We start from the raw sequence: 24,738 nt of genomic DNA on the forward strand, positions 1-24,738 counted from the left end.
AGCTGATATCAATGGAGCCTAGCCGGGTGCCAAGGTTCACCGGCTTGTTGCAATCTGGTTTAGATGCCGCCAAGTAAGTCCTGGGTTTGAACGGTGCGAAAGAGAATCGGGTGAACGGTACACAATTTGTCTGGCAACTCTTGAAAATCGTCTGCGGATTTGTGCTCGCAGTCGTTGCCAGTGGCGTGTTCCTGTCCTGGGGGCTGTTCCGGCCAGGTCACCCAGACAGTGATCCTGTGGCCATGGCTGCTATGATCGGCACAGGCCTGGTGACGGCAAGTGTCATTGGGGCTGTCGCCTTAGTCCCGGCTGGCTGTGCGGTTGTGCTGTCCGAGCTTGGCCGCCAATCCAGCGTGATTTTTCACGTCGCCGCTGGTGGCCTTATCGCGTTTCTTCTTTGGACGCTGGATGAAACAGCCGGAGAAGGATTGCGGCCTGGAAGTCCTATTGCCCTGGCAGCTGGCTTTATTGCCGGTGCCGTCTACTGGGGTGTGGCTGGCCGAACTGCGGGACGCTGGCTGGGTGTGCGTCTGCATCAAAACACAGGCCCCAACTCAGACAGCGGTCTATAACTCGTCTTCCTTGAGAGCTTCTTTTGCGGCCTGGTAATGGTCGGGACGCATATGTGCGCGGATCATTGCGATCGTTGCCATCAATATCGTCGCATCATCGCCAAAGCCGACACCCAATATAAAATCTGGAATGACATCGATCGGCAGAACGAAATAGGCAAGTGCTGCCAAAACTGTGCCGCGGACTTTTGCCGGTGTTGCCGGGTCCAGCGCACAATAATAGCCGGCCACAACATCTTCCATGAACGGAACTTGTTTTGCAGCCCTTCGGGCCGTCCCGAGGAGTTTCTGGCGGACCGTTTTCTGCTGGTCCTCTTCCGGCCCCAGAATTTCTGGATCAAAGCCCAGGTCTTCAAAGGGGGAAGAGGAGTTCATGTATCAATACCTTTCAACGATGCCTTAGCAACATATGTGGTGATTTTAGAGGGATCTTCAACTTCACGCCAAGCGCCCTATGTGTGATCCTTGTCACTTCAGACAAGAAAGAGACGTCTGATGTTTCGGTCATTGGGAATTCGGGGATGAATTTTTGAAAGGGACATGACTATGAAAAATTTCGGTTTTGTTGCAGCTATCGCTCTATCAATGGCGCTACCGGGGGGCGTTGGCGCGATAGCGGGGGAAACACCGGCTCCAGACGGGGCAAAGGTCTATTTCATCAATTTGAAGGACGGCGACACGGTCAAAAGCCCAGTCACCATCCAATTCGGCTTGGAAGGTATGGGTGTTGCGCCGGCTGGCGTTGAAAAAGAAAAGACTGGCCATCACCATCTGATCATCGATGAAAAGATTGAAGGCGAAGAACTCAACGAAGCCATCCCGGCTGATGACAATCATAAGCACTTCGGCGGCGGGCAGACGGAAACCACAGTTGAGCTGGCGCCTGGAGAGCACACCCTGCAATTGGTTCTCGGTGATTGGAGCCATATACCGCACAACCCGCCAGTGATGTCCGAACGGATCACGATCACTGTTGAATAGGATTTTTGATCAGGGCGCCTCGGGCGCCCTGAGGTTGCTGACAAACCTTGGACATCGCAATCGTTATCCTCGGCCTAGTCCCGAGGACCCACGTTTTTCAACGTATGTTGGATGGCTGTGCTTGCCTCAGGTCTATCCGGCCGAGATTTGGACCGGCCATTTCTATCGAGCGCTGCTTTGTATACCCTTCTTCTTCGCAAGGGAGGGAGAGGATACGGAGTGTACAGCAGATCTCGTATTTCGATTTGCGGTGAGAAATTCTTCTTCTGAGAATTTAGCCCGCAGTCCAAGCAAGCCGAATGTATGCTGGAATGTAATCTCAGGTTGTGATAATTATTGTTTTTCGTTTCGGTGGTGGTGCCGCAATGACATCGGCGTTCTTTCGTGTATGGACGACCTTCCTGTCTGCGATAGTCCTGGCAGGGGTGACATGGCATGCAGCTATTGCCGGACCTGCTCCGCGTCTTTGCGAGCCGCAGGGGACAACCCAAGACCGGCCGGATGATGTTCCGATCCGTATTCATGCATTGGACGAATCGCCGGATCAACTCGATGATGGTTTGCCAGTGTCGACCTTGGCCGCGGAAGGTTTTTCTATTGCGCCTATCAAGGAAATGGTTGCGGATCTCCAAAACGGGACTTACCGCAACGTTGATGGGGTCCTGATTGCCCGGCATGGGAAGCTGGTGTTCGAAGGCTATTTCAACGGGTTTGACCGCAGTACCAAACACGAGACCCGATCCGCGTTCAAAAGCATCACGTCAACGCTGACAGGGATTGCGCTTGATCAGGAGCTGATATCAGGTGTCGATGTGCCGATATCCCGGTTTTTCCAGAAGAATTGGCCGGCGGCTTCCGGCGACCGTGAGCTGAAGGACGCGATCACACTCGCGGATATGCTGACGATGACACCCGGTTTCGATGCCGAGGAAGCTTTTGGTGCCGGCCCCTGGCGTGAGACCGCCATGTGGGCAGCGGAGGATTGGATCCGCTTCTCTCTGGATATTCCAATGGCGGATCAGCCGGGTCGGCAGTTTCGCTACAGTTCCGCGACGACCTTTCTGATTGGTGTTGCTGTGGCGCGGGCCGCGTCGCTGCCGCTGCCGGAGTTTGCGAAAGCAAATCTGTTCGAACCGTTGGGGATTTCCAACTATTGCTGGACGCTCAGTCCAAAGGGGCATGCCATCGGTATGGGCAGTTTCTATATGCTGCCGAGGGACATGCTGAAGATCGGACAACTGTTTTTGGATGGCGGATCCTGGAACGGCCGGCAGATCGTTTCAAAAGAATGGGTCGGCCAGGCAACTCAGCATCTTGTCGATGCGGTACCGCCGGGCACACAATCAGAAAAACCCGCGACTTCCGGATATGGCTATCAATGGTGGACCTACACCCCGCGGTCTTTCGAAGATCCGCGGGTTGCGTATTTTTTTGCTAGCGGCAATGGCGGGCAGGAGATTTTTGTGTTTCCGAAGCTTGACATGGTCGTTGTCTTCACAGGCAGCAACTACGACAGCCCGATTGCCCATAGGCAGCCAATTCAGATCTTGAACCGGTCGATTTTCTATTCGGTGCTTTAAAAAACAGCGTCTTGCTCAGCCGCTGGAGTTATTGCTGATAGTATGAGGATCCCGGCTCTCAAACATCGAGCTGTCTGATGGCCGGGACTTCGTCGGTTCTGTGAGACCGCTTAGGCGTTGCCGCGGGTTTCCAGCAGACGGCGCGCGATAACCTGGGCCTGGATTTCCGCTGCACCCTCAAAGATGTTCAAAATACGGGCATCGCACAGGACGCGGGAAATAGCGTATTCCAGCGCAAAGCCATTGCCGCCATGGATCTGCAACGCGTTGTCTGCCGCCGCCCATGCGACACGAGCGCCGAGAAGCTTGGCCATGCCGGCTTCCAGATCGCAGCGTTTGCCGGAGTCTTTTTGCCAGGACGAGAAATAGGTGAGCTGACGTGCGATCATCAGTTCGGCGGTCATGAGGGCCAGCTTGTCCGACACGCGCGGGAAGTTGATCAGAGCTTTGCCAAATTGAATGCGCTCTTCAGCGTAGCGCAGACCCAGATCAAGCGCGGCCTGGGCGACACCAAGCGCGCGCGCCGCTGTCTGAATACGCGCGCCTTCAAACGTCTGCATTAATTGCTTGAAGCCTTCCCCCTCGACCTGGCCAAGCAGGTTATCGGACTTGACCTCAAATCCGTCGAAGGCAATCTCGTATTCCTTCATGCCGCGGTACCCCAGCACCTCGATTTCACCGCCGCTCATGCCCTCTGCCGGGAATGGATCTTCGTCGGACCCACGCGGCTTCTCGGCGATGAACATCGACAGGCCCTTGTATCCGGGTTCATCCGGGTTGGTGCGGGCCAGCAAAGTCATGATGTCTGCGCGCACCGGATGGGTGATCCAGGTTTTGTTGCCGGAGATCTTCCAGGTATCGCCGTCCTTTACCGCCCGGGTTTTCAAGGAGGCCAGATCGGAACCGGTGTTGGGTTCGGTAAAGACCGCAGTCGGCAGGATCTCACCAGATGCAATTTTCGGCAGCCAATGCGCTTTTTGCTCATCGGTGCCACCGCACAAGATGAGTTCCGCGGCGATTTCCGACCGGGTGCCCAAAGATCCGACGCCAATGTAGGCGCGCGAAAGCTCTTCAGAGACCACGCACATGGATTCTTTTCCAAGACCTAGCCCGCCGTACTCTTCGGGGATGGTCAAGCCGAACACACCGAGTTCGGACATCTGCTCGACCACGTCCATTGGAATGTAGTCGTTCTTCAAGTGCCACTCATGTGCATGGGGCGTCACATTGTCTTCAGCGAATTTCCGCATCTCGTCGCGGATTTGCTCATAGGTTTCTTCCAGCCCGCAGTCGCCGAACGTTGAGTGGCCGGCCTGATGGCGGATCAGCTCGGTCAAACTTGCACGGATCTCTGTTGTGTTGCCGGCAGCAATCAGCTCATCCATATCTGCTGTACGATGGGATTGGGCTTCTTCATTTGAGATGCCCAAATCCGAAAGGCGGACGAACTCGCCTTGGTTCATCGGAATGCCGCCGAAAATCTGGGCCGTGTATTCGGCAAATCCGAGCCGGACAATCTTATCCTCCAGATCGCCATACCGGCCCTCGTCTTTCAGACGCTGGGCATAGGCATCAAGCTGACGCAGGGCTTCGACATAGGTTGCGAGCCAAGCCAGGCCGTGAGTTGCTCTTTGCTCTTCTTCCATCCGGCTTGACGAAATCCGGCCATCCACTGTCACCTGTTCACGCACACGCTGCGCTGCAAGATCAAGCAGGCGGTCAAGCTCGCCGACAACGGCGCTCGTGCGTTCAGAAAGGTTGGGCTGCGACTCTGCAGCCGTCATGGCGGCGGTGGACATAGGCATCTCCGTATTCATTTGTTGCGCGTGCGCGCTTTTTCTTGAAGCTATGTTGCGTTGCACACCGCCATTTGTCGAGCCGGAAATTGTTCGCCTTTCGGAGGGGGCGCAATTGAAATGCGGATGACTTGACGGCAGCCGCGGTCCGGGCGACATGAAAAGCATGAAATTGCAACAACTAATCAAAGTCACCTATTCTGTCCTGAAGGATGCCATCGGCCACTTCTCACGCGATGACGGATTCGCGATGGCCAGCCATGTTGCCTTATCTGGACTGCTTGCAGTTTTTCCGCTCTTGATTTTCATTGCCTCGCTTGCCGCTTTTTTTGGAATGGAGGGGGCCGCCGATACAGTCTCTGAATTGGTATTCGAGGCCTGGCCGGAAACGGTCGCTGCTCCGGTCGTTCGGGAGATCGAAAACGTCCTGACCGTCCGTCGTAGTGATCTTTTGACCTTTGGTGCTGTGGCAGCACTTTGGTTTGCATCCAATGGTGTTGAAGCGCTGAGAACAGCGCTCAACCGGGCTTATCGGCAAATGGAGAACCGATCCTTTTTGCTTTTACGTCTGCAGTCGCTGGCGCTCGTCCTACTTGGAGCGGCCATTCTGCTGGCCTATACGTTTTTAGTGGTGTTGGCGCCGCTTGGTCTGGAAGCCTTGAAACAAGTCGTGCCGAAAGTGGAAGCGTTCCTGTTTTCGATCAACATTGCCCGCTACACGCTGGCGGGATCGCTTTTGATCCTCGGCTTGTTCATGACCCATTGGCTGTTGCCATCTGGTAAGCGGTCGTTTGGGGACATCTGGCCAGGGGTGGTCGCCACGCTGGTGTTGTGGATCATTTCGGGCAGTGCCTTTGGCGCATATCTGGCCCGCTTTGCCAATTATGTTTCCACCTACGGCGGTCTGGCCGGGATTATGACAGCCCTGATATTTCTCTATATCTGCGCGCTGTTTTTTATTCTGGGCGCTGAGCTGAATGCGGCCATCGCCCGCCAGCGCTCCTATTGGGAGCGCCAGAAACAACGGCAGATAACGGGCTAAGTCCGTTTAGGCGCATTGCGGATCATTAGAACCGCGCCAACAACGAGGGCCATCCCGGCAATCTGAACCAGCGACAAGGTTTCGCCGAAGAGAAAGTAGCTCTCAATGGCTGTGGCAACAGGGACCAGATAAAACAGGCTGGCTACCTGAGAGACCGCACCCTGCCGGATCAGCAGCATCAATAGCAAGATGGCACCGATCGACAGCACCAGCACCAGCCAGGCGAGTGCGAAGATGAGTTCACCCGACCAGATGATTGTCCAACTCTCAAAAAAGCTGAGTGGTAAAGTGATTAACAAGGCACCGACATATTGCCAGAGTGTGGCGGCCATGAGGTCGGTGTCCTGGACGAAGCGCTTTTGGTAGACAGTGCCGAGGCTGATCGCGATCACGGCGCAAAACAGTACTGTTACGGTGACCAGTGTAATTCCTGACCCGTCGAGATCGAATTTGGGGCCTAATACCAGGCCAAGGCCAGCCAATCCGATTGCCATGCTGATCCAGTGCTTGCGAGTGATAACTTCACCGAGCATTCCAACAGCAAAGATCGCCGTTAGGACTGGTTGCAATCCAACAATGATGGCCGAGGCCCCTGCCGGCATGCCTTGTTTGATCGCCCAAAAGACCCCGCCAAGATAAATGCCGTGAACAAGAGCTCCCGTGACGATGCAGTGTCCAATTGCGCGGCCTGTATTGGGCCACGCTTTTACTAGAAAGAGGCCAAGGACAAATAGGACCGGGAGCACCGCCGCGAATCGCACGGTGAGAAAAACCATTGGGTCGATATAGGGCGCCCCAAGTTTGGAGCCGATAAAACCGGTCGACCACAAGAGGACAAAGATCGCGGGCGCAAACTTGGCCAAATACGCCATATATTCTCCAAAAGATTGTATATGTGAAATTTCACTATGTGAGGTAGTGAAAAATGGTGAGGAATTGGCAGTTTGGTTAACTGGAAATTGGCAATTTTAGCTAACCCTACGGCAATCGATCGCCTCCAAAAAGGAAATAAGCCAGTGGGAAATCGAGCGCAATCAACTTTTGGACTCTTGTCCAATCTCTCTGTCAAAGTGCGGGTTATGGCACTTAGTCTGATCACGGTGGTGGGCCTTCTTGTGATTGGCGGTGTCTATTTCTGGAGCCAAGGTGAACTCAATACCGCGTTTACACGCATGAGCCAGAGTTCCGGATTGGCTGAGGATGTCGCTGCACTGTCCAAAACGGCTGGGTCTCTAGAGGTCATTCAGAACCGCTATCTGGCGACTCCATCGGCTACAGTATTTGAGAGTTTCTCCGCCGAGATGGCCAATGCCATGGAGAATGTAGCTAGTTTGGAAGCCAATCCGGCAGCGACAGCCTATTCAGCGGAAGTCGGTGATGTCAAAGACACACTTGAAAGTACCGGTGGTGCATTTGCTACGCTGAATGCGGTCCGCCAGCAAATTGGCTATACGAAAAATGATGGCTATCTGGCAAAACTCAACTCCCTGACCAAAGCTGTTAAAGACCGCCTGTTTGAAGAGATGAAGTTTGGTGGTGGGCCAGACTTTGAAAAACTCGCTCGCGCGATCCTGGCGGTTCAGCTGGCCGAGAAGGAGTTCACTCTCAACAGTACGCCGGAAGCGATCGGTGGGTTCGATGAGCAGTTCGCTGCTTTCGAAAAGCTTTTGAAGAAGGTGTACATCTCCGACACGATCAAGAAGGAATTGGCGGACAATATGGCCGCTTACCGGGAGACCTTCACGCTGTATACAGCGGCAAATTCGGAGGAAACCAAGAGTGTCGCGCTGTTGGAAGACCTGTTTCAGCTCGTCCCGCCGCACATCGAATCTCTGAATTCAGCTGCTAAGGATCTGCAAACCCAGGCTGCCGCACAACTTGATACCGCACGGTCGATTGCGACATTCGCAATTGGTGGAACTATTTTAGGTTTGCTGCTGTTGCTTCCAGCGATCGCCTTTGTCGTTGGCCAGTCTGTGGCCCGGCCGCTAGCGCATTTGCAGAAAGCAATGGAAGCCCTTGCGGGTGGCCAAACCGACATCGCTTTGCCAGAAGCAGAGGGCAAAACCGAGCTCGCGGCGATCAGCCGGACAGTTCAAGTTTTCCGCGACAACGCGGTCGAACGCGCCGAACTTGCAGCGGCACAAGAGCAGGAAAACAGAGCGCGCGAAGAACGGGTCGCCCGCCTCGAAAACATTATTGGGCGGTTTGAAGGGACGGTCACCGAGGCGCTTGGAAGCCTTGATAATGCCAACGGCGAATTGCGCCAGACATCCAAGTCTATGGAACAGGCGGCCGATGATGTTGCCGGCCAGTCGGGAGGTGCGGCAGACGCTGTTCGAACCGCCGCTGAAAATGTAACGTCCGCGGCTCAATCTGCTGACGAACTGGCAGCCTCGATCGCAGAAATCTCCGGTCAGGCAACCAAGTCGACAGAAGTTGCGCAGCAAGCTGTCTTGAGTGCATCCTCAACGGTTTCAACAATGCAGGAGCTGTCCAGCGCTGCAGAGCGGATTGGCGAAGTAATGAACCTGATCCGAGATATAGCCAATCAGACCAACCTTTTGGCTTTGAACGCCACCATTGAGGCAGCCCGGGCCGGAGAGGCCGGCAAGGGCTTTGCAGTTGTTGCGGCGGAGGTCAAACAGCTGGCGGATCAAACATCCAAAGCAACGGAAGAAATTGCTGTCCAGATCGAAGCGATCCAGGGGTCTTCCGGCCAAGCCGTTCAGGCGATCGAGGATGTCAGCACGATCATCTCCGATATGGAAAACCTGGCATCTTCCGTCGCAGACGCAGTGCAACAGCAGGACCAGGCGGTGCGGATGATTTCCGACAACGTCACCAGCGCGTCGCAGCGTTCGGATGAAGCGGCAGACCGCATGACGACTGTTGGTTCAGCTGCCGAACTTGCCCGCACCAATGGTGCAGAGGTCGATCAGCTGGCGCAATCTCTGTCGCAGCAGGGCGGGCTGATCCGGCAGGAAATCGCGACCTTCTTGCAAGGCGTGCGCAGCGCGTAAGGCACCGCTACAAAGACCGCTTTTGGCTGTCCGTCCACCAGGACGTTTAACCTGGCTGGCGGGCAGCTTTTCTTCGTGCTAGGGACGTTCCGGTGGTCTTGAGGAAGGCGGAACGGAATGCAGGAAGAAATCGTTATTGTCGGTGCTGGCCAAGCCGGTGCGCAGGTCGCTCAATCCCTTCGCCAGGGCGGATTTGAAGGTCCGTTGCGGCTGATCGGAGACGAGCCGCACCCGCCTTACCAACGGCCGCCACTTTCAAAGAAGTTCCTTGCTGGTGAAGTTGGATCTGAGGGGCTTTGGTTGCGCCCTCCGGCATTTTATTCCATCAACAACATCGATCACATTCCAAGCACCCTTGTGACGGGCATTGATCGCATGGCCAAGCGGCTGGTGCTCGAGAATGGCGATACTCTGTCTTATGGAAAGCTTGTGCTGGCCACGGGCACCAAATCACGGCTGTTGCCGCTGACCGGCGCAAATAAGGCTGGTGTGGTTACTCTGCGCTCCATCGCTGATGTCGACGCAATTCGCGAGCGGCTCTCCAAGGCCAAGCACCTTGTTATCATTGGGGCTGGCTACATTGGCCTTGAAGTGGCTGCGGTCGCACAAGGAATGGGCAAAGACGTTTCCGTTGTCGAAGCTCAAGACCGCCCAATGAAACGTGTCGTCAGCAAAACGGTGTCGGATTATTTTGCAAAACTTCATGCAGATGAGGGCGTTAAGCTGCTCCTGGAAACAGGCATTGATGCGATCGAAGGTGAGGAGAAGGTCGAAGCCGTGCGTTTGAGCACAGGTGATAGCCTGCCGGCAGATCTGGTTCTGGTCGCTGTTGGGGCTGAGCCAAACGATCAGCTAGCTGCTGACGCCGGACTTGATACCGACAATGGCATTCTTGTTGATGGGGCAGCTCAGACCAGCGATGCCAACATTTATGCGGTCGGTGACTGCACCCGTTTTTATTCCGGCCGATATACCCGCTCGGTACGGATGGAGAGTGTTCAAAACGCGATCGATCAAGCCAAAGCCGCGGCGCAGGCGTTGCTGGGCGGGGAAGTGGACTATGATCCGCTGCCGTGGTTCTGGTCGGACCAATATGACATCAAGTTGCAGATTGCCGGGCTATCAGAGGGGTACGACGACACGGTTGTCGTTGGAGAGCCGGCAGCGAATAAATTCTACGTTGCTTACCTCAAAGACGGCACTCTCATCGCGGTCGACAGCATCAATTCGCCCCGGTCACATATGATGGCCCGCCGGGTCATCGGAGAACCCTGGCGGGATGATCTATTGCCCGACGCCTAAAACCGGTTAGCCCTGTCCCTAGTCGGCAGCCGTGTTCTGCAAAATGAGCCGTGTGGTTTCTTTTGGAATTTCCAAATGAACCATATGGCCGACGCGCTCAAAAATATGCGTTGCTACGATCCCGGGAAGCTTATGGGCTTGCCGGGTCGGCAGTACGCGGTCCTGTGTTCCCCAAAGAACTTTGATGGGCATCGGTAGGGCGGCCATATCGTCCCGTGGCAAAGTCTTTTGCACGGATCCGTCGATGATCTCATCTGCAATGGCTTCTAGCGTGGCCGCGCCGCCTGGTCGGGCCCGGCTTTCGGCGGCGGTTTTCGCCAAGAATTTCGGAAGTTTGAATTCCCAGCCAAAAAACTGTTCGAGCAACACTTCCATTTCTGCTGCTTCCGAGGCGACCGCATACCGGCGCAGCAGCCGGTGATTGATTTCCGGGCCAAAGCCGCCCGGGGCCAGCAGTGTTAGGCTGGCGACCAGCTCTGGCGCGCGCAGGGCGACCAATGCGGCGATAGCGCCGCCCATGGAATGGCCGACCAGATGGACCCGCTTAAGATCGAGCGCTTCCATCGACTGGCTGACGGCCTTGGCTGAGATGCCCGCATGCCCGACCTTGGGCCAGTCAAGCGCTTCGCCATGCCCGGGAAGGTCAAAGGCCAAGGATCGTTTCTTAGGCGCTAGGGCCGTCTGAATGTTTTGCCAGGTTTGTCGGTCACCGCCGAACCCATGCAATAAGATGATCGGTGCGCCGTCTTCCCCGTTTTCTGCAGCTTGTTCACGGAAAGGCAAATGTGGGCGTGGGTTGGGGCGAAGATCGGTCATGTAGGTCCAGTTTGTTCTGATGAATTGTTTGCTGTCGTTTGGAGAAGGCCGGATTGGTCTAGAGCAAAAAGCGGTTGCCGGGTGGTAAATCCGTCTAGTTCGTAAGCACCCGCATTTCGGGCGCGATTCCCTGCGAATGCGGCGACTTCTCCAGTCATAAGGACGTCGGATTTGACCCGTTTGGTCAGGCTTTCAATGCGCGCTGCTGCATGAACGGTCTGGCCAACAACTGAAAAAGTTAGCCGGTTCGCAACACCGATATTGCCGAACATGACTGACCCGGTGGACAGCGCGACCCCTGCCTTCATTTCCGGGCCACCATTAGTGTGCTTATTTGCGTCCGCCAATCGGCGCCGGGTTTCATCGGCTGCTGCGATCGCTTTTTCGACGGCTTTTGCCAAAGAATCCTTTTCGGTCGGAAAGACGGCTAAAACGGCATCGCCAATGAAATCGAGAACTTCACCACCGTGTTCCAGAACTGCCCCGGCCGTTGCTTGAAAATAGGTGTTGAGCCAAGCGAGATAGGCTTCCGGACCGAGCGCTTCAGCGATGGCTGTCGAATTGCGCATGTCGCTGTAGTAGATCACTGCATCAATAGTCTCACCATCACCATGACGGATCTGACCGTTTAGAACCTTGGTGCCGGCAAACGATCCCAGATATGTTTTGGCAATGATCCGGGTAATGTCGCCTTGCAGCATCGCCCGGGCGGCAATTGCAAGCCGTTTTTGGATATACTGTATCGCGGTAAGCGCTTCTTCGGAAAATCCGCCCGGTTCCCGGGTGGCCCAGCTGAGGATGATCCCCGTGTTCGGATATTCCCCGCGGATTGCAGGGATTTCAAATGCTGTCGGGATCACCATGTAGTCGGTGTAGCCCTCAGATTGCAGCCGGACCAACAATGGAAACTCTATCGGCGCGTTGGCGTTACTTAGGCGCCGCCGGAGCATCGGCTCCTGACTAACCAGGACAGCCCTGACCGGGCTTTGAAGCCAATCGTCTGTGTCTTCGTCAGAGTGCTCTATCTGTTCGTGGTAGACAGTTCCGCCTCTTTCCCAAAAGGCGATTTCCGCTTCGATCATTGGATGGAGCGTCGACCAGACAAGCATCGCCCGATCAACCGGGACATTGCATTGGCGCAAACGTTCACACAGTTCGGCAAAGAGCTGAGTCATATCCGGGTCGCCGAGCGCTTCCCCGATTAGCCAGTCTTCAACCGCGTCAATGTCCATCATGTCGATCATGTGGGAACGTTAAATACCTTTCACAGCTGACACCAGAGATGGTGTCAAATTGCGGTCTATTCATCCCCTGTCATGGCAACTTTGCCGGGCGGAATGATTAACCAATTGATCTTTAGATCGCGGAAAGTGCCATAGGTGTGAAACGGAAGTGTTTTGGTGCCGCTGCGCACTGCATCCGGATAAAGGGTTTGGATATGCCCGTCCGGCTGGGCACTGTCGCCGCGCCAGATGATCATCACACCTTTATCCTGAACATCTTCAAGATCTATCCAGGGGCTCAGCAAGGGATCATGCTCGAGGAACATGGACGGCCGTGAGGGGGCGTGCAGGGTCACATTCGCTGTGGTCCACATGTCGCCTGCCACATAAGCGAGATCCGTCCCCACTTTTTCTTTCCAGATGTCCACCAGCACATCGGCGGTACTTTGACCTGGATAGTGAATGCGCGAGTGTTTGGTTTTCCAAAGGGGTTCCAGGACTGCTTGGCCGAACAGAACTCCGAGAAAAATCAGTTGAATGACGACAGCGCTAGCCAATGACCGTTTCGGGGCTGACCAAAGGGCCGGCAAATGCAGGAAACGAACGGCTACCAGGCCTGAAAGGACAAAGAGTGGTGTTCCCCACATATGCTTGAATTCGCTGCCGGTGACGGCCGAGATCAGGAGGACCACGGCAAGGGGCAGAAACGCAAACCACAGAAGGAACCTGTCTGCATTCGCCGCGGGTTCGGGTCCGACTTGTGATGTCAGTGTGGCTTTAAAGGTTCTTATCGTCTGCCAGCTGAGACCAAGGGCAATGACAATGAACAGCCCGGCATGATTGGCGACTTGCGCCAGAAAAAAGTTCACCGGATTGTAGACGTGATCGAACAGAGACCCCGCCGGGTTGCTGCGCCCCAATGCGTACCGGAAGGTCAGAAACTCCGTTTCATAGAGCCAATAAAGATGAGGGCTAACAAGCAGGAGAAACACAACTGCGCAGATCCAAGGACCCGGCTTGGTAAGGTGCTTTCTGGCATCAGCATAGACCAGCATATAAAGACCGATGGTGCCGATCAGCAGCACAACAAAGTATTTCGTATAGAAGCCGAAGGCCGCCAGAGCGCCGAGAAGCACCCAGTCGAGCAGTGCGCCCTTTGAGATTGCTCGCAAGAAGAAAAACATCATGCCGGCCCAGACCGGGATCTGCAGGATGTTTGGATTAAATTCTGGCAAGGGCAGGGTGAAATAGAAGGTAACGCTCGTCAGAACAATCGCCCAAAAACCCTGCCAGCCGCTGAGACCCAGCTCCTTGGCGATCAACCAGATAAACCAGTAGCCGAGGGCCGCGCAAAGAGCGCTGAGCCAATAGGCACCAAGACTGTGACCGCCTGTTAGGAGATAACTGGCCTCTAGCAACCAGGCCTGCATCGGCGGGTGTTTGGTATAGCCCAGCTGCAGTTCCCGGCCCCAGGCAAAGCCTTCCACGACGTCCAGCGGCGGGTTAGGAAACGTTAGGCTGGGCAGCAGCGCGTAACAGAGGCACAGGAGGCCGGAATACAGGATCGCAGCACGGGCAGCGGTCATAGGTGAAAGCTCCAGAACACTCTTAAGGGTTCGCTGGTGTGTGCGAGAACGCCCACATGCGGGCGGCAACAAAGGTGAGCGCCGGCACGATGGCGATAGCGATCATCAACCCCAGCAATTCCGGCCAGGGCGTGAAACTGAGCCACAAGGCAAGCACGCTCGAATTGAGGGCAAACCCGGAAACGGCGATCAGAAAGAACCGCAACATCGCTTTCAGCGCTGCATTGTGCTGGCGCAGATGCGAAAAACTCCAGTAGTAGTGCCCGGAAAACGAAACCCCAAAGGCAATCACAAACCCGGCCAGATTGGCCAGCATGGCCGACAGCCAGCCGGTCTCCAGAAGAACACCCGAGATACCCGCGTGGGTCAGCGTGGCAGCGATGCCAACAATCGCAAATTTCCCTGCAGCACCAGCTTCGGTTTTGAGAGATTGCCGGTTTCGGTCAGTTGGCATCCGGCTTCCCGTCTTTGGCGGGACCGCCTTCAATGACATCTTGTAGCAGATAAACCGGCCGCTGTTTTGTTTCGTTGAAGAGCCGGGAGATGTATTCGCCGATCATGCCAATCGACAGCAGCTGGACGCCTGAGAAGAACAGCACGGCGACCATCAAGGACGTATAACCGGGGACATCAATGCCGAAAATCAAGACCCGAAGGGTTAGGTACAGCGCATAGGTGAAAGCGATCAGCGAAACCAGAGCGCCGCCATAAAACCAGATCCTGAGTGGCATTGTCGTGAACCCGGCAATCCCGTCCAAAGCGAAATTCCAGAGTTTCCAGTAATTGAACTTGCCAGTGCCGGCTTTACGCTGCGGGCGTTCGTAAGGAACCGCCATGGATGGAAATCCAACCCAGGCAAACAGGCCTTTCATGAAACGGTTGCGCTCTGGAAGGCGCAGCAAAGCGTCAATCACTGTCCGGTCGATTAGCCGGAAATCGCCGGCGTTTGCAGGCATGTCGATGTTCGAGAGCTTGTTAAAAACCTGATAGAACATCCCCGCCGTTGAGCGTTTTATCAAGGTGTCGGACGTCCGGTCGACACGCAGCCCATAGACCACATCGTAACCGGCGCGCCAGCCATCTATCATCTGGTGGATCAGTTCCGGCGGATCCTGAAGGTCTGCGTCGATTATGACAGCAATGCCACCCTTCGCGGCTTCCAGGCCAGCCGATAGGGCTGCTTCCTTGCCAAAGTTCCGGGACAGGCCGAGCAAACGCCCGGGCAATCCGTTTGCCAGTTCTTCGGTTAGAATGTCGGCTGTGGCGTCCCGGCTGCCATCGTCGATAAAGACGTATTCGAATGGAAAACCCGTTTCTTCTAAAACGGGGCGGGTTGCCTCGAGAAAGTGCCGGATGACGTCTTCCTCGTTATAGACCGGGACAATGACGCTCAGAAGCGGCCGGTCAGGGCGGATTTGTTTCCGTCTGGAGACGTAGACTTGGGCGGCGGGTGTGGGCTGCATGGGCACGGGTGTTGTTGGAATCTTTGCCGCAACCTGCCGGAAAAGACACAAAAAGGCCAGCCCTTATGGAGGCGGCTGGGCGACGGATTCATCGCAAGGCCGTCCTGGACGAAGCTCCGTTGTGAGCCGGGGCCTATCAAGTGTTCTGTTGCCTTGAAAACTGATGTATTCGCCAAAAACAAAAAAGGTCCCGGCTCAGAGGCCGGGACGGCGTTGTTTCGGACCTATTGTGCCGGTTCCATTGAGTGATCGCTGTCCTGGCGTGTCTTTTCGACGATTTCCTTTTGGCGCTTGGCCTTGGCCACCGCTTCGCGCGAGGCGTCGTTCAGGTTGAAGATTTCGAGGTTTTCTTCTTCAGCATCCTCCACCGGTTGAATGGCAAAGTCCGTGTAGGTCTTGCTGGCCGGATCCTTCTGGATCCGTTTGCGCATCCTATGAAGCTTCAAACCATAAAGGCCAAAACGGGCGTATTTGAACAGGCTTTCCAAAGCAAAGCGCGGGTAGTGAATGAAGGCCGGCCAGCGGCGGAAGCCTGGACGTCGCTGAAGCGGGTCCTTCAGGCGGAAATAGCCGCATTGCTGAGGGTGAACGCCTTCAAATTTCATGGCTCCATAGATCTGCAAGCACAGCCGCCAGACGCGGACCGGTTTGATGCCATAGGCAACATTGCGCTTCATCAGCGTCTCAATGTGCTCTTTGGTGTAGTACCACTCCCAGATATCCCAATAAGTTTGTTGCCAGACTTCCGGGCTCATGAGGGGATGTTCGCAGGTCGTGTGCTCCAGATCGTAGCGGTTGAGGTCCGGATCGAGCCAAGTACCCTTTTCATAGAGCACCTTGTGGTCCTCAGAGCCCGGCAGCGGAGTGAGCATCGTGAACTCAAGCATGTCGACGGGCAATTCCCGCTGAATGATCTCGATGTCCCGCTTGATGCTCTCCGGCGTATCGCTTGGCAGACCCATGATGAACCCGGCATAGGTCATGATGCCGGCTTCCTTCCACAGTTGGAACATCTTGCGGTATTCGGTAATCCGGTTCTGGCCCTTCTTCATGTGCTTCAGATTTTCCGGATTGATGCTTTCCAATCCGATGAAGACATGAGTGCAGCCGGCCTTGGCCGCTTTTTCGATGAAATTGGGCAGACGGTGCGCGAGCGTGTCGATCTGAATCAGGAAATGGATGCAGATATCATCCTGTTCCTTCAGCTGGATGATCCGGTCGAATATCGCTTCCCAGTTCTTGTTGCGGGCAAAGTTGTCATCGGTGATGAAAAACGCGGTGATGCCTTGTGCATGGTTGGCCCGGATCAGGTTCTCAATGTCATCAGCATCCCGCCAGCGGGATTTCCGCCCTTGCACGTTGATGATCGTGCAAAACGAGCACTGGAACGGGCAGCCCCGGCCGGCATCGAACGAAGATAAGTTCCCATCGTATTTGCGGACAATGCTTTCCGGCAGTAGTGGCGGGACCTGGTTTTGCAGGCCCGGAAGATCATGCATGACGTTGTAGATCGGCTGCAGGTCTCCGTTGGCGGCATCTATCAAGAGATTGGCGAAATGTTCTTCTGCTTCACCTGCAAACAACGTGATGCCAAGATCCAGGGCTTCCTGGAGGTCAGGGGGCACGTCTTTCAGCATCGACAGGCAGCCGGAAACATGGAAGCCGCCGAGCAGCACGGTGACGTTTTCCTTGCGCAATTGTTTGGCGATTTCGAGGGCTCGCGGGTATTGGTTGGACTGAACGCCAACCAGGCAAACGATGCCGTTGTTTCCTTGAGTTTTCTGGATAATCTCGGCGAGAGGCACTCGCATCGTCATTTCATCGTAGGCGTTGACCGAGATGTCCGTATCTGCGCCAAGAACCTTTTTGGCAGCGCAATCTTGGGCAATGGCATAAAGGCAGGCCATGGAATTTGACGGGATCCAGGCTTTCCACCATTGCAAAACATAGCCGTCATCGTCGTAGTGCGACGGTTTGATGATTTCGATATGAAACGTACCCATACAGCGCGACCTCCGCAGGATTATGTCGCGGTGCAGCTCTCACATGAGTGGCACTGTTTTTTATTTTGTTCGCCGTAAGGAGAACCTCACCCCCTTCAATATTGCTGCAGGTTAAGTCAGGTCTTTTGTAAGAACAAGGCAACAGGGAAAGCCGCAATGTTCCAATCGAATGCGCGATTGGTGTGACTTTTTGCAAGTTGTTGTGTTGAAAAGAAAAACCGGCGCCAAAAATACTGGGCGCCGGTTTGTTGTTTTCGAAAATCGTCTGATGATCAGACCAAAGCACCATGGCAGTGCTTGTACTTTTTGCCAGAACCGCATGGGCAAGCTTCGTTACGGCCGACCTTGCCCCAGGTGTCCGGGTTGTTCGGATCCCGTTGTCCGGCCGGTTGCATCGGCGCGTTCGCAAGCGCCACTTCATCCTCGCCGGTCAGCGGATTGATGTGCTGGGCGTGCATTTCAGGCGCCTGCGGCATTTCCGGCGGCTGCTCTGTGACCAATTCAACGCGCAGCAGCTGTGCAGTGGTGATCTGACGCAGCTGGACCAGCATGGTCTCAAACAACGTAAAGGACTCGGTCTTGTACTCCTGCAAAGGATCGCGCTGGGCATAGCCACGGAAACCAACGACAGACCGCAAGTGATCGAGGTTGGCAAGATGTTCACGCCACAAGTTGTCGAGGGTTTGCAGAAGGATTGCCTTTTCCACCTGGCGCATGATGTCCGGTGTGTATTTGGCAACTTTTTGGGCCATGGCTTCATCCGCTGTGCGTGTGAGCCGGTCTTTGACCTCTTCGTCTGCAATACCTTCTTCGGCCGCCCAATCTTTGATCGGCAGGTCTAGATTGAGGTACTTGCGCACCTCTTCTTCAAGGCCTTCGGTGTCCCATTGCTCCGGATATGCTTTTTCCGGAATATGGCGTGCCACCAGATCATCGATGACGTCGTGACGCATGTCCGAGACGGCGTCCTGAATGGCTTCACTGTCCATCAATTCGATGCGCTGATCAAAAACGACCTTGCGCTGGTCGTTCATGACGTCGTCGAACTTCAGAAGATTCTTACGAATGTCGAAGTTGCGCGCCTCAACCTTCTGCTGAGCCTTTTCCAGTGCCTTGTTGATCCACGGGTGGATAATGGCTTCGCCTTCTTCAAGGCCGAGCTTTTGCAGCATGGAGTCCATGCGCTCAGAGCCGAAGATCCGCATCAGATCGTCTTGCAGCGACAAGAAGAATTTGGAATGGCCAGGGTCACCCTGACGGCCGGAGCGGCCGCGCAACTGGTTGTCGATCCGCCGGCTCTCGTGGCGTTCGGTGCCAATCACATAAAGGCCACCTGCCGTTAGAGCTTCTTGCTTCAGTTCTTCGACTTCAGAGCGGATCGCAGCTTCTTTGGCAGACCGTTCGTCGCCTTCTGGCATGTCGCCGAGGGCCATTTCGATCTGCATGTCGGCATTGCCGCCAAGCTGAATGTCGGTGCCGCGGCCGGCCATGTTGGTTGCAATCGTAACAGCGCCCGGCAACCCGGCCTGGGCGACAATGAAGGCTTCCTGCTCGTGGTAACGGGCGTTCAGAACGGCAAAGACTTTGGATTTTCCGTCTTCTTTTTTCTGAGCTGCTGCGAACGCTGCCGGATCGCTCAGATCGGTCTGCTTATAACCGTGCTTCTTCAGAAGATCGGCCAGGTACTCGGATTTCTCGATCGATGTGGTGCCGACCAGAATTGGCTGGCGGCGTTCCTTGCAGTCGTCGATCAGCTCGACGATCGCATTGAATTTTTCCTGGAATGTCCGGTAAACCTCATCGTCGTCATCAACCCGTTTGACGGTGACATTGGTCGGAATTTCAACGACTTCCAGCTTATAGATGTCGGCAAATTCGTCGGCTTCCGTGGACGCGGTACCGGTCATGCCGGCAAGCTTGCCATACATGCGGAAGTAATTCTGGAATGTGATCGAAGCCAGCGTCTGGTTTTCCGGCTGAATGCGGACCTTTTCACGGGCTTCGAGGGCCTGGTGCAGGCCTTCGGAGAAGCGCCGGCCCGGCATCATGCGGCCTGTGAACTCGTCGATGATGACAACTTCATCATTGCGGACAATGTAGTCCTTGTCCCGCTGGAACAGTTTGTGGGCCTTCAGGGCTTGCTGCAGGTGGTGAACGATTGAGACGTTCTCGACATCGTAGAGCGACTCGCCCTTCAGCAATTCAGCTTCGGCCAAAAGACCTTCGAGTTTTTCATTGCCCGCTTCGGTAAAAGTCGCCGAGCGTGCCTTCTCATCAAGCTCATAATCTTCTTCGGTCAAGTTCGGAATGAACGCATCGACCGTATTGTAGAATTCTGAACGGTCTTCCAGCGGACCGGAAATAATGAGCGGTGTCCGCGCTTCGTCGACCAGGATCGAATCAACTTCATCGACGATCGCAAATGCATGGCTACGCTGAACCATCGACGGGCGGTCGTGTTTCATGTTGTCGCGCAGATAATCGAAGCCGAATTCGTTGTTGGTTCCGTAGGTGACGTCGGCTTCATAGGCTGCGCGGCGTTCTTCATCCGAGAGGCCATGTGTGATGCAGCCGACGGTGAGGCCAAGGAACTTATAGACTTGGCCCATCCATTCGCTGTCGCGCTGTGCCAGGTAATCGTTGACGGTGACCACATGGACCCCGTCGCCTAACAAAGCGTTGAGGTAAACCGGTGCGGTCGCAACGAGGGTTTTACCTTCACCAGTGCGCATTTCCGCGATTTGACCGGAATTCAGCACCATGCCGCCGATCAGCTGAACGTCGTAGTGACGTTGGCCGAGCGCGCGTTTGGCTGCTTCGCGGACTGTGGCAAATGCAGGAACAAGAATGTCGTCGAGGGTCGCGCCATTTTTGAGTTGTTCGCGGAATTTTTCAGTCTGTCCGCGCAGGTCTTCATCCGACAAAGCCTGGATTTCAGGTTCCAGAGCATTGATTTGCTCAACCCTTGACCGGAATGTCTTTATTATCCGGTCGTTTGCAGACCCGAACAACTTACGTGCTAATGCGCCAAGGCCAGCCATGTGGCGGTCCTTCCCTTACCGGCGGCGTCAATGGCAATCTGACGCCTGCCCATGAAATCGTCTCAATTTTCTGTACACGTTGCACATGACGCACAGCGTGCTGGCCGGTGAACGCGGCCGAAAAGATGCCATCCCAGCCTCACAGCAGGGCCGCCCGACAGATAAGAGGGGGCTCTATGCTTGTCAACGCTGCTGGAATAGGCAATGTACCCAAGCCCTCGTTCTAGGAGGGCAAAAAAGAGACATGTTCCCATAGGTAAAGGTTTTCTTATGCTCCGAAATTCCTTGCGCAGGCCAGTCAAGGCGCTTGCTGTTTCCTTTCTGGCACTGACGCTCGGATCGGCTTCCCTGTCCGCGGCCGAACCGGACGACGTAGTTGCAAAAGTTGGTGATGCAGTCATCACCGAAGCCGATATTGCATTTGCCGCCCAGGACTTGGGCCAGGAGCTTCAGCGGTTTCCACCGGCACAATGGCGCCAATTGCTGCTGGATGTGATGATCGATATGGAATTGTTGGCTTTGGCTGCCAGAAAAGACGGACTTGATCGGGATCCTGAATTCCAGAAACAACTTGAATTTCTGGAACTGCGTGCGCTTCGCAACGCTTATCTCGGCCAGAAGATTAACAGTGCCATCACCGATGACGACGTCAAAGCCGCATACGAGAAAGAGTTTGCGGATTTCGAAGGTCCTGAAGAGATCAATGCTCGTCACATTCTGGTAAAGGAAAAGGCGGAAGCTGAAGCCATTATCAAAGAACTGGATGGCGGTGCGGACTTCGTCGAACTGGCGAAAGAAAAATCCACTGGCCCGTCCGGCCCGGGTGGCGGAGATCTCGGCTACTTCGGCAAAGGCCAAATGGTGCCGCCGTTCGAAGAAGCTGTGTTTGCGTTGGAGCCGGGAGCTTACACCAAGGAACCGGTTGAGACCCAATTCGGCTGGCATGTCATCAAACTGGAAGACAAGCGCCGCCAGGAAAAGCCGGCTCTGGATTCGGTAGAAGCGAACCTGCGCCAGCAGCTGATGCGGGAGCGGTATGACGCCCGCATGACCGAGTTGAAAGACGAATACGCGGTCGAGATTCTAGACGAGAAACTGGCAAATGCTGGAAACGAAGCACCGGCATCTGAATAACTACATTTAGTTCGATCCGAGAAATGCCCGGTGGCACGCGCCTGCCGGGCATTTTTGTTTTTCCAGAGCGATGCTTGGATTTTCGCGAAAAGACTTGCGGACTGGACAGCTGGTGGCTAGGGACATTTCCAGCTTCATTATGACAGTCTGGAACCGATCCCATGTCGACCAATGTTTCTCCGCTTGCCCCAAAATCCTACCCCGATATGCCGGACATCGCTGGGGTGACATTTGCGACGGCTGAAGCCGGGATCAAGTATTCTGGCCGTACAGATGTGTTGCTCGCATCACTTTCCGAGGGGACGACGGTTGCGGGTGTATTCACAAAGTCCAAATGTTCGTCTGCGCCGGTCGATTGGTGCAAGGATATTTTGTCTGGCGGCAAAGCTCAGGCACTCTTGGTCAATTCGGGCAACGCCAACGCCTTTACCGGAAAGAAGGGTAAGGCTTCGGTTGAGCTGTCTGCCGCTATCATCTCCAAGGCAATGTCCTGTCCGCTGAACAGCATTTACCTTGCCTCGACTGGTGTCATCGGTGAACCGCTGCCTGCGGAAAAGTTTGAAGATGTTGCCGCGCAGTTGGTCACCTCGCAGGGCAGTGCAAGCTGGCTAGAGGCGGCTGAGGCGATTATGACCACCGACACCTATCCCAAGGTGGCAACTGCAAGTGTTGAGCTGGACGGCAAGACCATCACCATTAACGGGATTGCCAAGGGCGCGGGCATGATTGCGCCTGATATGGCGACGATGCTGTCGTTCATCTTCACCGACGCAGCCATCTCCCCAGCGGTGTTGCAGGCGCTGTTGAGCGAAAAAACCGAAACCTCCTTCAATGCGGTCACGGTGGATAGCGATACGTCGACATCGGATACGGTTTTGTTTTTCGCCACTGGTGCTGCCGAAGGCGAAGGTGTTGAGCCAGTTGTCACCATGGATGATCCGCGCATTTCTGTCCTGCGTGAAGCGTTGTCCGATGTCATGACGGACCTTGCGCATCAAATCGTGCGGGATGGGGAAGGGGCCCGGAAGTTCGTGGAAGTCCGGGTCGAGGGAGCGGAAAGCGACCAATCAGCAAAAACAATTGCTCTGGCGATTGCAAATTCACCGCTGGTGAAGACTGCGGTTGCTGGAGAAGATGCCAATTGGGGCCGTGTTGTCATGGCTGTCGGTAAGGCCGGAGAACCGGCGGACCGGGATCGCCTCGCGATCTGGTTTGGCGATGTTCGGGTCGCTGTTGAAGGCGAGCGGGATCCCGACTACAGCGAAGATGCAGCCTCCGCTGTCATGAAGGAAGACGAGATCGTGATCCGTACTGATCTCGGGCTTGGGAATGGTTCAGCGACGGTTTGGACCTGCGATCTGACCAAAGAGTACGTCGCAATCAACGGTGATTACCGGAGCTAATGACACTGTCAGAAGTTGTTAGGATCTCGCTTCGAAAATTCCCGTAGTTTTTCGCAGTTGTTTCAAAATCGGACATTCATGACATGACAAAAATAGTCCTTGTGGCCGCATGTGCGCTCGTCGATGTGGATGGGCGAATCTTGCTAGCGCAACGGCCAGAAGGCAAATCAATGGCAGGTTTGTGGGAATTTCCGGGTGGAAAGGTCGAAGCTGGCGAGCGGCCAGAAGAAACTTTAATCCGCGAATTGCATGAAGAGCTCGGGATTGAGGTTAATGAAGCGTGCCTGGCGCCCTTGACCTTCGCCAGCCATACTTATCAAGACTTTCATCTTCTTATGCCACTTTTTATCTGCCGACGGTGGGACGGTTTTCCTCAAGGGCGGGAAAATCAAGCTCTGAAATGGGTGCGCGCAGTAAGGTTGCGGGATTATCCGATGCCAGCGGCAGATGAGCCGCTGATACCGCACATTATGGACGCTGTTTCGGGCTGAGGATTGGCAGGGCTGATTGAATGTTTTTTAAGATTGGCAATTTTTTAAATCGTGAATTGACCCGATTTCTTGCCGACCGCAGCGGGGCGACCATGGTCGAGTATGGGCTCATGATCGCTTTCATCAGCGTTGCGATCTTGATCACATTCGTCAGTATTGGAGAGACGATGCGCGATGATATCTTCACCGCGATCTCTGATGCGATGCAATCCGGTTCTTCCCAAGCCTCTCCATAAAACGCTTCAAGCGCTGTATTTTACGGTTTTTCGGTCAGTTTCACTTCTTGCGTCTTCAGCGCATCCGCCAGCCGGGTTTTTGCCGATCCGGGCTTCATCGGCTTTTGCTGGCTATCGTGCGGCGCCCAGCCGAGCAGAGTTACCAGACTAAAACTTGCCCGGATGCGGCCGTCTGGGTCTGAGTAGTCTTGGGCATATAGCTCCGCAGCGCGCAGGAAAACCTGGCGGTTTATTGGTGTCAGGCTGCGGTCCTTCAGAATTGACGTTGCCCCCATTGCTTTCAGATCGGCCATCAGATCGAACATCGTGTCGTAGCGCACGGTCAGCGGATCCATATCGGTGACCGGCAAGGCAAAGCCTGCCCGCTGCATGAGGCCCCCAAGGTCGCGGGTATCGGCAAACGGTAGAACTCGCGCTGCTGCACCTCCGGTTATCTCCAGTTCTGCCCGTGTGAGGCAATCTCTCAATTCAGTCAGCGTTCCGGCGCCGGCAAGCGTAGCCAGAAATAGCCCGTCAGGGCGCAGTGCCCGCCGAATCTGAACGAGTGTTCCGGGCAAGTCGTTGATGAATTGCAGGTTGAGTGCTGAGACGATCAGGTCGACGGACTGATCTTTGAATGGGAGCACGGCATCATCAGCAACCAGGGTAGGCGGAGCAAGGTTGGGATCTCCCGACCAAAGGTCTACCCGGCAAATAGTCTGTGTTTTGGCAGACGCTTTCAGCATTCCCGAGACATGCCCGCCATGGCCCCCGAGGTCGATTGCAATCTCGAACATCCGGGTAATTGTCGACAGCCGCTCACCGAGGTCTTGGGCAACTGCAGCAAGCAGAAAATCTGAGCCAGATTTCGCGTTTTTCAAAGCAATTTTGCGCCGGTGCCGCAGAAGCGTGCGATCGAACAATTCAGGCTGCGTGGTCACGGACAGGACTTTCCTTTGTGCCGATTTGAGGCTGACATATGCGATAACCAGCCTGGGGTCAAAACAGCTGCTGACCGGGAGCTAGCCGTCTCTGCTGTTCGTCTGCATTTTGGGTTGTGATATCGT

21 protein-coding genes are annotated in these 24,738 nt (G+C 55.1%); 10 read left to right on the plus strand and 11 right to left on the minus strand.

The annotated features are described in order from the left end of the window. The first annotated feature begins 110 nt into the window (after positions 1-110). The gene (locus tag FJ695_RS06840) at positions 111-572 is read left to right on the plus strand and encodes a hypothetical protein (protein ID WP_209010950.1); all 462 of its coding nucleotides are present in this window, start codon (positions 111-113) and stop codon (positions 570-572) included. On the opposite strand, the gene FJ695_RS06845 is transcribed toward FJ695_RS06840, so the two are convergent. Then, complete coding sequence (locus FJ695_RS06845) at positions 567-947, minus strand: YkvA family protein (protein ID WP_141184742.1); 381 nt, start codon at positions 945-947, stop codon at positions 567-569. The two genes, FJ695_RS06840 and FJ695_RS06845, sit on opposite strands and share 6 nt — an antisense overlap. Before the next feature lie 171 nt (positions 948-1,118). On the opposite strand from FJ695_RS06845, the gene FJ695_RS06850 reads away from it, so the two are divergent. Further along, a complete protein-coding gene (locus tag FJ695_RS06850) occupies positions 1,119-1,553 on the plus strand; it encodes a DUF4399 domain-containing protein (protein ID WP_209010951.1) in 435 nt (144 codons plus the stop codon). 365 nt (positions 1,554-1,918) lie between these two features. Next, entirely contained in the window at positions 1,919-3,133 is a 1,215-nt protein-coding gene (locus tag FJ695_RS06855; protein WP_141184743.1) for a serine hydrolase, read from the plus strand. 110 nt (positions 3,134-3,243) lie between these two features. On the opposite strand, the gene FJ695_RS06860 is transcribed toward FJ695_RS06855, so the two are convergent. After that, positions 3,244-4,932, minus strand: a complete 1,689-nt coding sequence (locus FJ695_RS06860; RefSeq protein WP_247653804.1) for an acyl-CoA dehydrogenase family protein — start codon at positions 4,930-4,932, stop codon at positions 3,244-3,246. Between the two features lie 169 nt (positions 4,933-5,101). On the opposite strand from FJ695_RS06860, the gene FJ695_RS06865 reads away from it, so the two are divergent. After that, positions 5,102-5,971, plus strand: coding sequence for a YihY/virulence factor BrkB family protein (locus FJ695_RS06865; protein ID WP_371708988.1), 870 nt, complete (start codon positions 5,102-5,104; stop codon positions 5,969-5,971). Here the strand turns inward: FJ695_RS06865 and FJ695_RS06870 are convergent. After that, positions 5,968-6,843 (minus strand): DMT family transporter, encoded by an 876-nt coding sequence (locus tag FJ695_RS06870; protein WP_141184745.1) that lies wholly within the window; start codon positions 6,841-6,843, stop codon positions 5,968-5,970. The two genes, FJ695_RS06865 and FJ695_RS06870, sit on opposite strands and share 4 nt — an antisense overlap. A gap of 207 nt (positions 6,844-7,050) precedes the next feature. On the opposite strand from FJ695_RS06870, the gene FJ695_RS06875 reads away from it, so the two are divergent. Then, the gene (locus FJ695_RS06875; RefSeq protein WP_209010953.1) at positions 7,051-8,994 is read left to right on the plus strand and encodes a methyl-accepting chemotaxis protein; all 1,944 of its coding nucleotides are present in this window, start codon (positions 7,051-7,053) and stop codon (positions 8,992-8,994) included. Positions 8,995-9,111: 117 nt separating this feature from the next. Continuing rightward, positions 9,112-10,296 (plus strand): NAD(P)/FAD-dependent oxidoreductase, encoded by a 1,185-nt coding sequence (locus FJ695_RS06880; protein WP_141184747.1) that lies wholly within the window; start codon positions 9,112-9,114, stop codon positions 10,294-10,296. 18 nt (positions 10,297-10,314) lie between these two features. On the opposite strand, the gene FJ695_RS06885 is transcribed toward FJ695_RS06880, so the two are convergent. The 7 genes from FJ695_RS06885 to secA all read right to left on the minus strand — a co-directional run bounded on the left by FJ695_RS06885 (position 10,315) and on the right by secA (position 20,428). Next, positions 10,315-11,112, minus strand: coding sequence for an alpha/beta fold hydrolase (locus tag FJ695_RS06885; RefSeq protein ID WP_141184748.1), 798 nt, complete (start codon positions 11,110-11,112; stop codon positions 10,315-10,317). Next, positions 11,109-12,356: an adenylate/guanylate cyclase domain-containing protein gene (locus FJ695_RS06890; protein WP_141184749.1), complete on the minus strand. Its 1,248-nt coding sequence runs from the start codon at positions 12,354-12,356 to the stop codon at positions 11,109-11,111. Before FJ695_RS06890 ends, FJ695_RS06885 begins: the two co-directional genes overlap by 4 nt. Positions 12,357-12,412: 56 nt before the next feature. After that, complete coding sequence (locus FJ695_RS06895) at positions 12,413-13,921, minus strand: glycosyltransferase family 39 protein (protein WP_141184750.1); 1,509 nt, start codon at positions 13,919-13,921, stop codon at positions 12,413-12,415. 22 nt (positions 13,922-13,943) lie between these two features. Further along, a complete protein-coding gene (locus FJ695_RS06900; RefSeq protein ID WP_141184751.1) occupies positions 13,944-14,375 on the minus strand; it encodes a GtrA family protein in 432 nt (143 codons plus the stop codon). Continuing rightward, a complete protein-coding gene (locus FJ695_RS06905; RefSeq protein WP_141184752.1) occupies positions 14,365-15,384 on the minus strand; it encodes a glycosyltransferase family 2 protein in 1,020 nt (339 codons plus the stop codon). The genes FJ695_RS06900 and FJ695_RS06905 overlap by 11 nt, the downstream gene beginning before the upstream one ends. A 224-nt stretch (positions 15,385-15,608) precedes the next feature. After that, positions 15,609-17,387 (minus strand): radical SAM protein, encoded by a 1,779-nt coding sequence (locus FJ695_RS06910; protein ID WP_141184753.1) that lies wholly within the window; start codon positions 17,385-17,387, stop codon positions 15,609-15,611. Positions 17,388-17,659: 272 nt separating this feature from the next. Then, positions 17,660-20,428: a preprotein translocase subunit SecA gene (secA, locus tag FJ695_RS06915; protein ID WP_141184754.1), complete on the minus strand. Its 2,769-nt coding sequence runs from the start codon at positions 20,426-20,428 to the stop codon at positions 17,660-17,662. Positions 20,429-20,698: 270 nt separating this feature from the next. Here secA and FJ695_RS06920 point away from each other — a divergent pair, with 270 nt between their 5' ends. From FJ695_RS06920 to FJ695_RS06935, 4 genes are all read left to right on the plus strand, one after another. After that, a complete protein-coding gene (locus FJ695_RS06920) occupies positions 20,699-21,562 on the plus strand; it encodes a peptidylprolyl isomerase (protein WP_141184755.1) in 864 nt (287 codons plus the stop codon). Between the two features lie 161 nt (positions 21,563-21,723). Beyond that, the gene (argJ, locus tag FJ695_RS06925) at positions 21,724-22,965 is read left to right on the plus strand and encodes a bifunctional glutamate N-acetyltransferase/amino-acid acetyltransferase ArgJ (protein WP_141184756.1); all 1,242 of its coding nucleotides are present in this window, start codon (positions 21,724-21,726) and stop codon (positions 22,963-22,965) included. A gap of 83 nt (positions 22,966-23,048) precedes the next feature. After that, positions 23,049-23,456, plus strand: a complete 408-nt coding sequence (locus FJ695_RS06930; protein WP_141184757.1) for a (deoxy)nucleoside triphosphate pyrophosphohydrolase — start codon at positions 23,049-23,051, stop codon at positions 23,454-23,456. A 20-nt stretch (positions 23,457-23,476) separates the two neighbouring features. Beyond that, positions 23,477-23,692 carry a Flp family type IVb pilin gene (locus FJ695_RS06935; RefSeq protein WP_141184758.1) on the plus strand — a complete coding sequence of 72 codons (216 nt, stop codon included), beginning with the start codon at positions 23,477-23,479 and terminating at the stop codon, positions 23,690-23,692. A 20-nt stretch (positions 23,693-23,712) separates the two neighbouring features. Here FJ695_RS06935 and FJ695_RS06940 read toward each other — a convergent pair whose 3' ends face one another. After that, the gene (locus FJ695_RS06940) at positions 23,713-24,612 is read right to left on the minus strand and encodes a methyltransferase domain-containing protein (RefSeq protein WP_141184759.1); all 900 of its coding nucleotides are present in this window, start codon (positions 24,610-24,612) and stop codon (positions 23,713-23,715) included. Positions 24,613-24,738 lie beyond the last annotated feature (126 nt).

It is taken from the genome of Labrenzia sp. PHM005 (assembly GCF_006517275.1).
Classification (GTDB): Bacteria; Pseudomonadota; Alphaproteobacteria; order Rhizobiales; family Stappiaceae; genus Roseibium.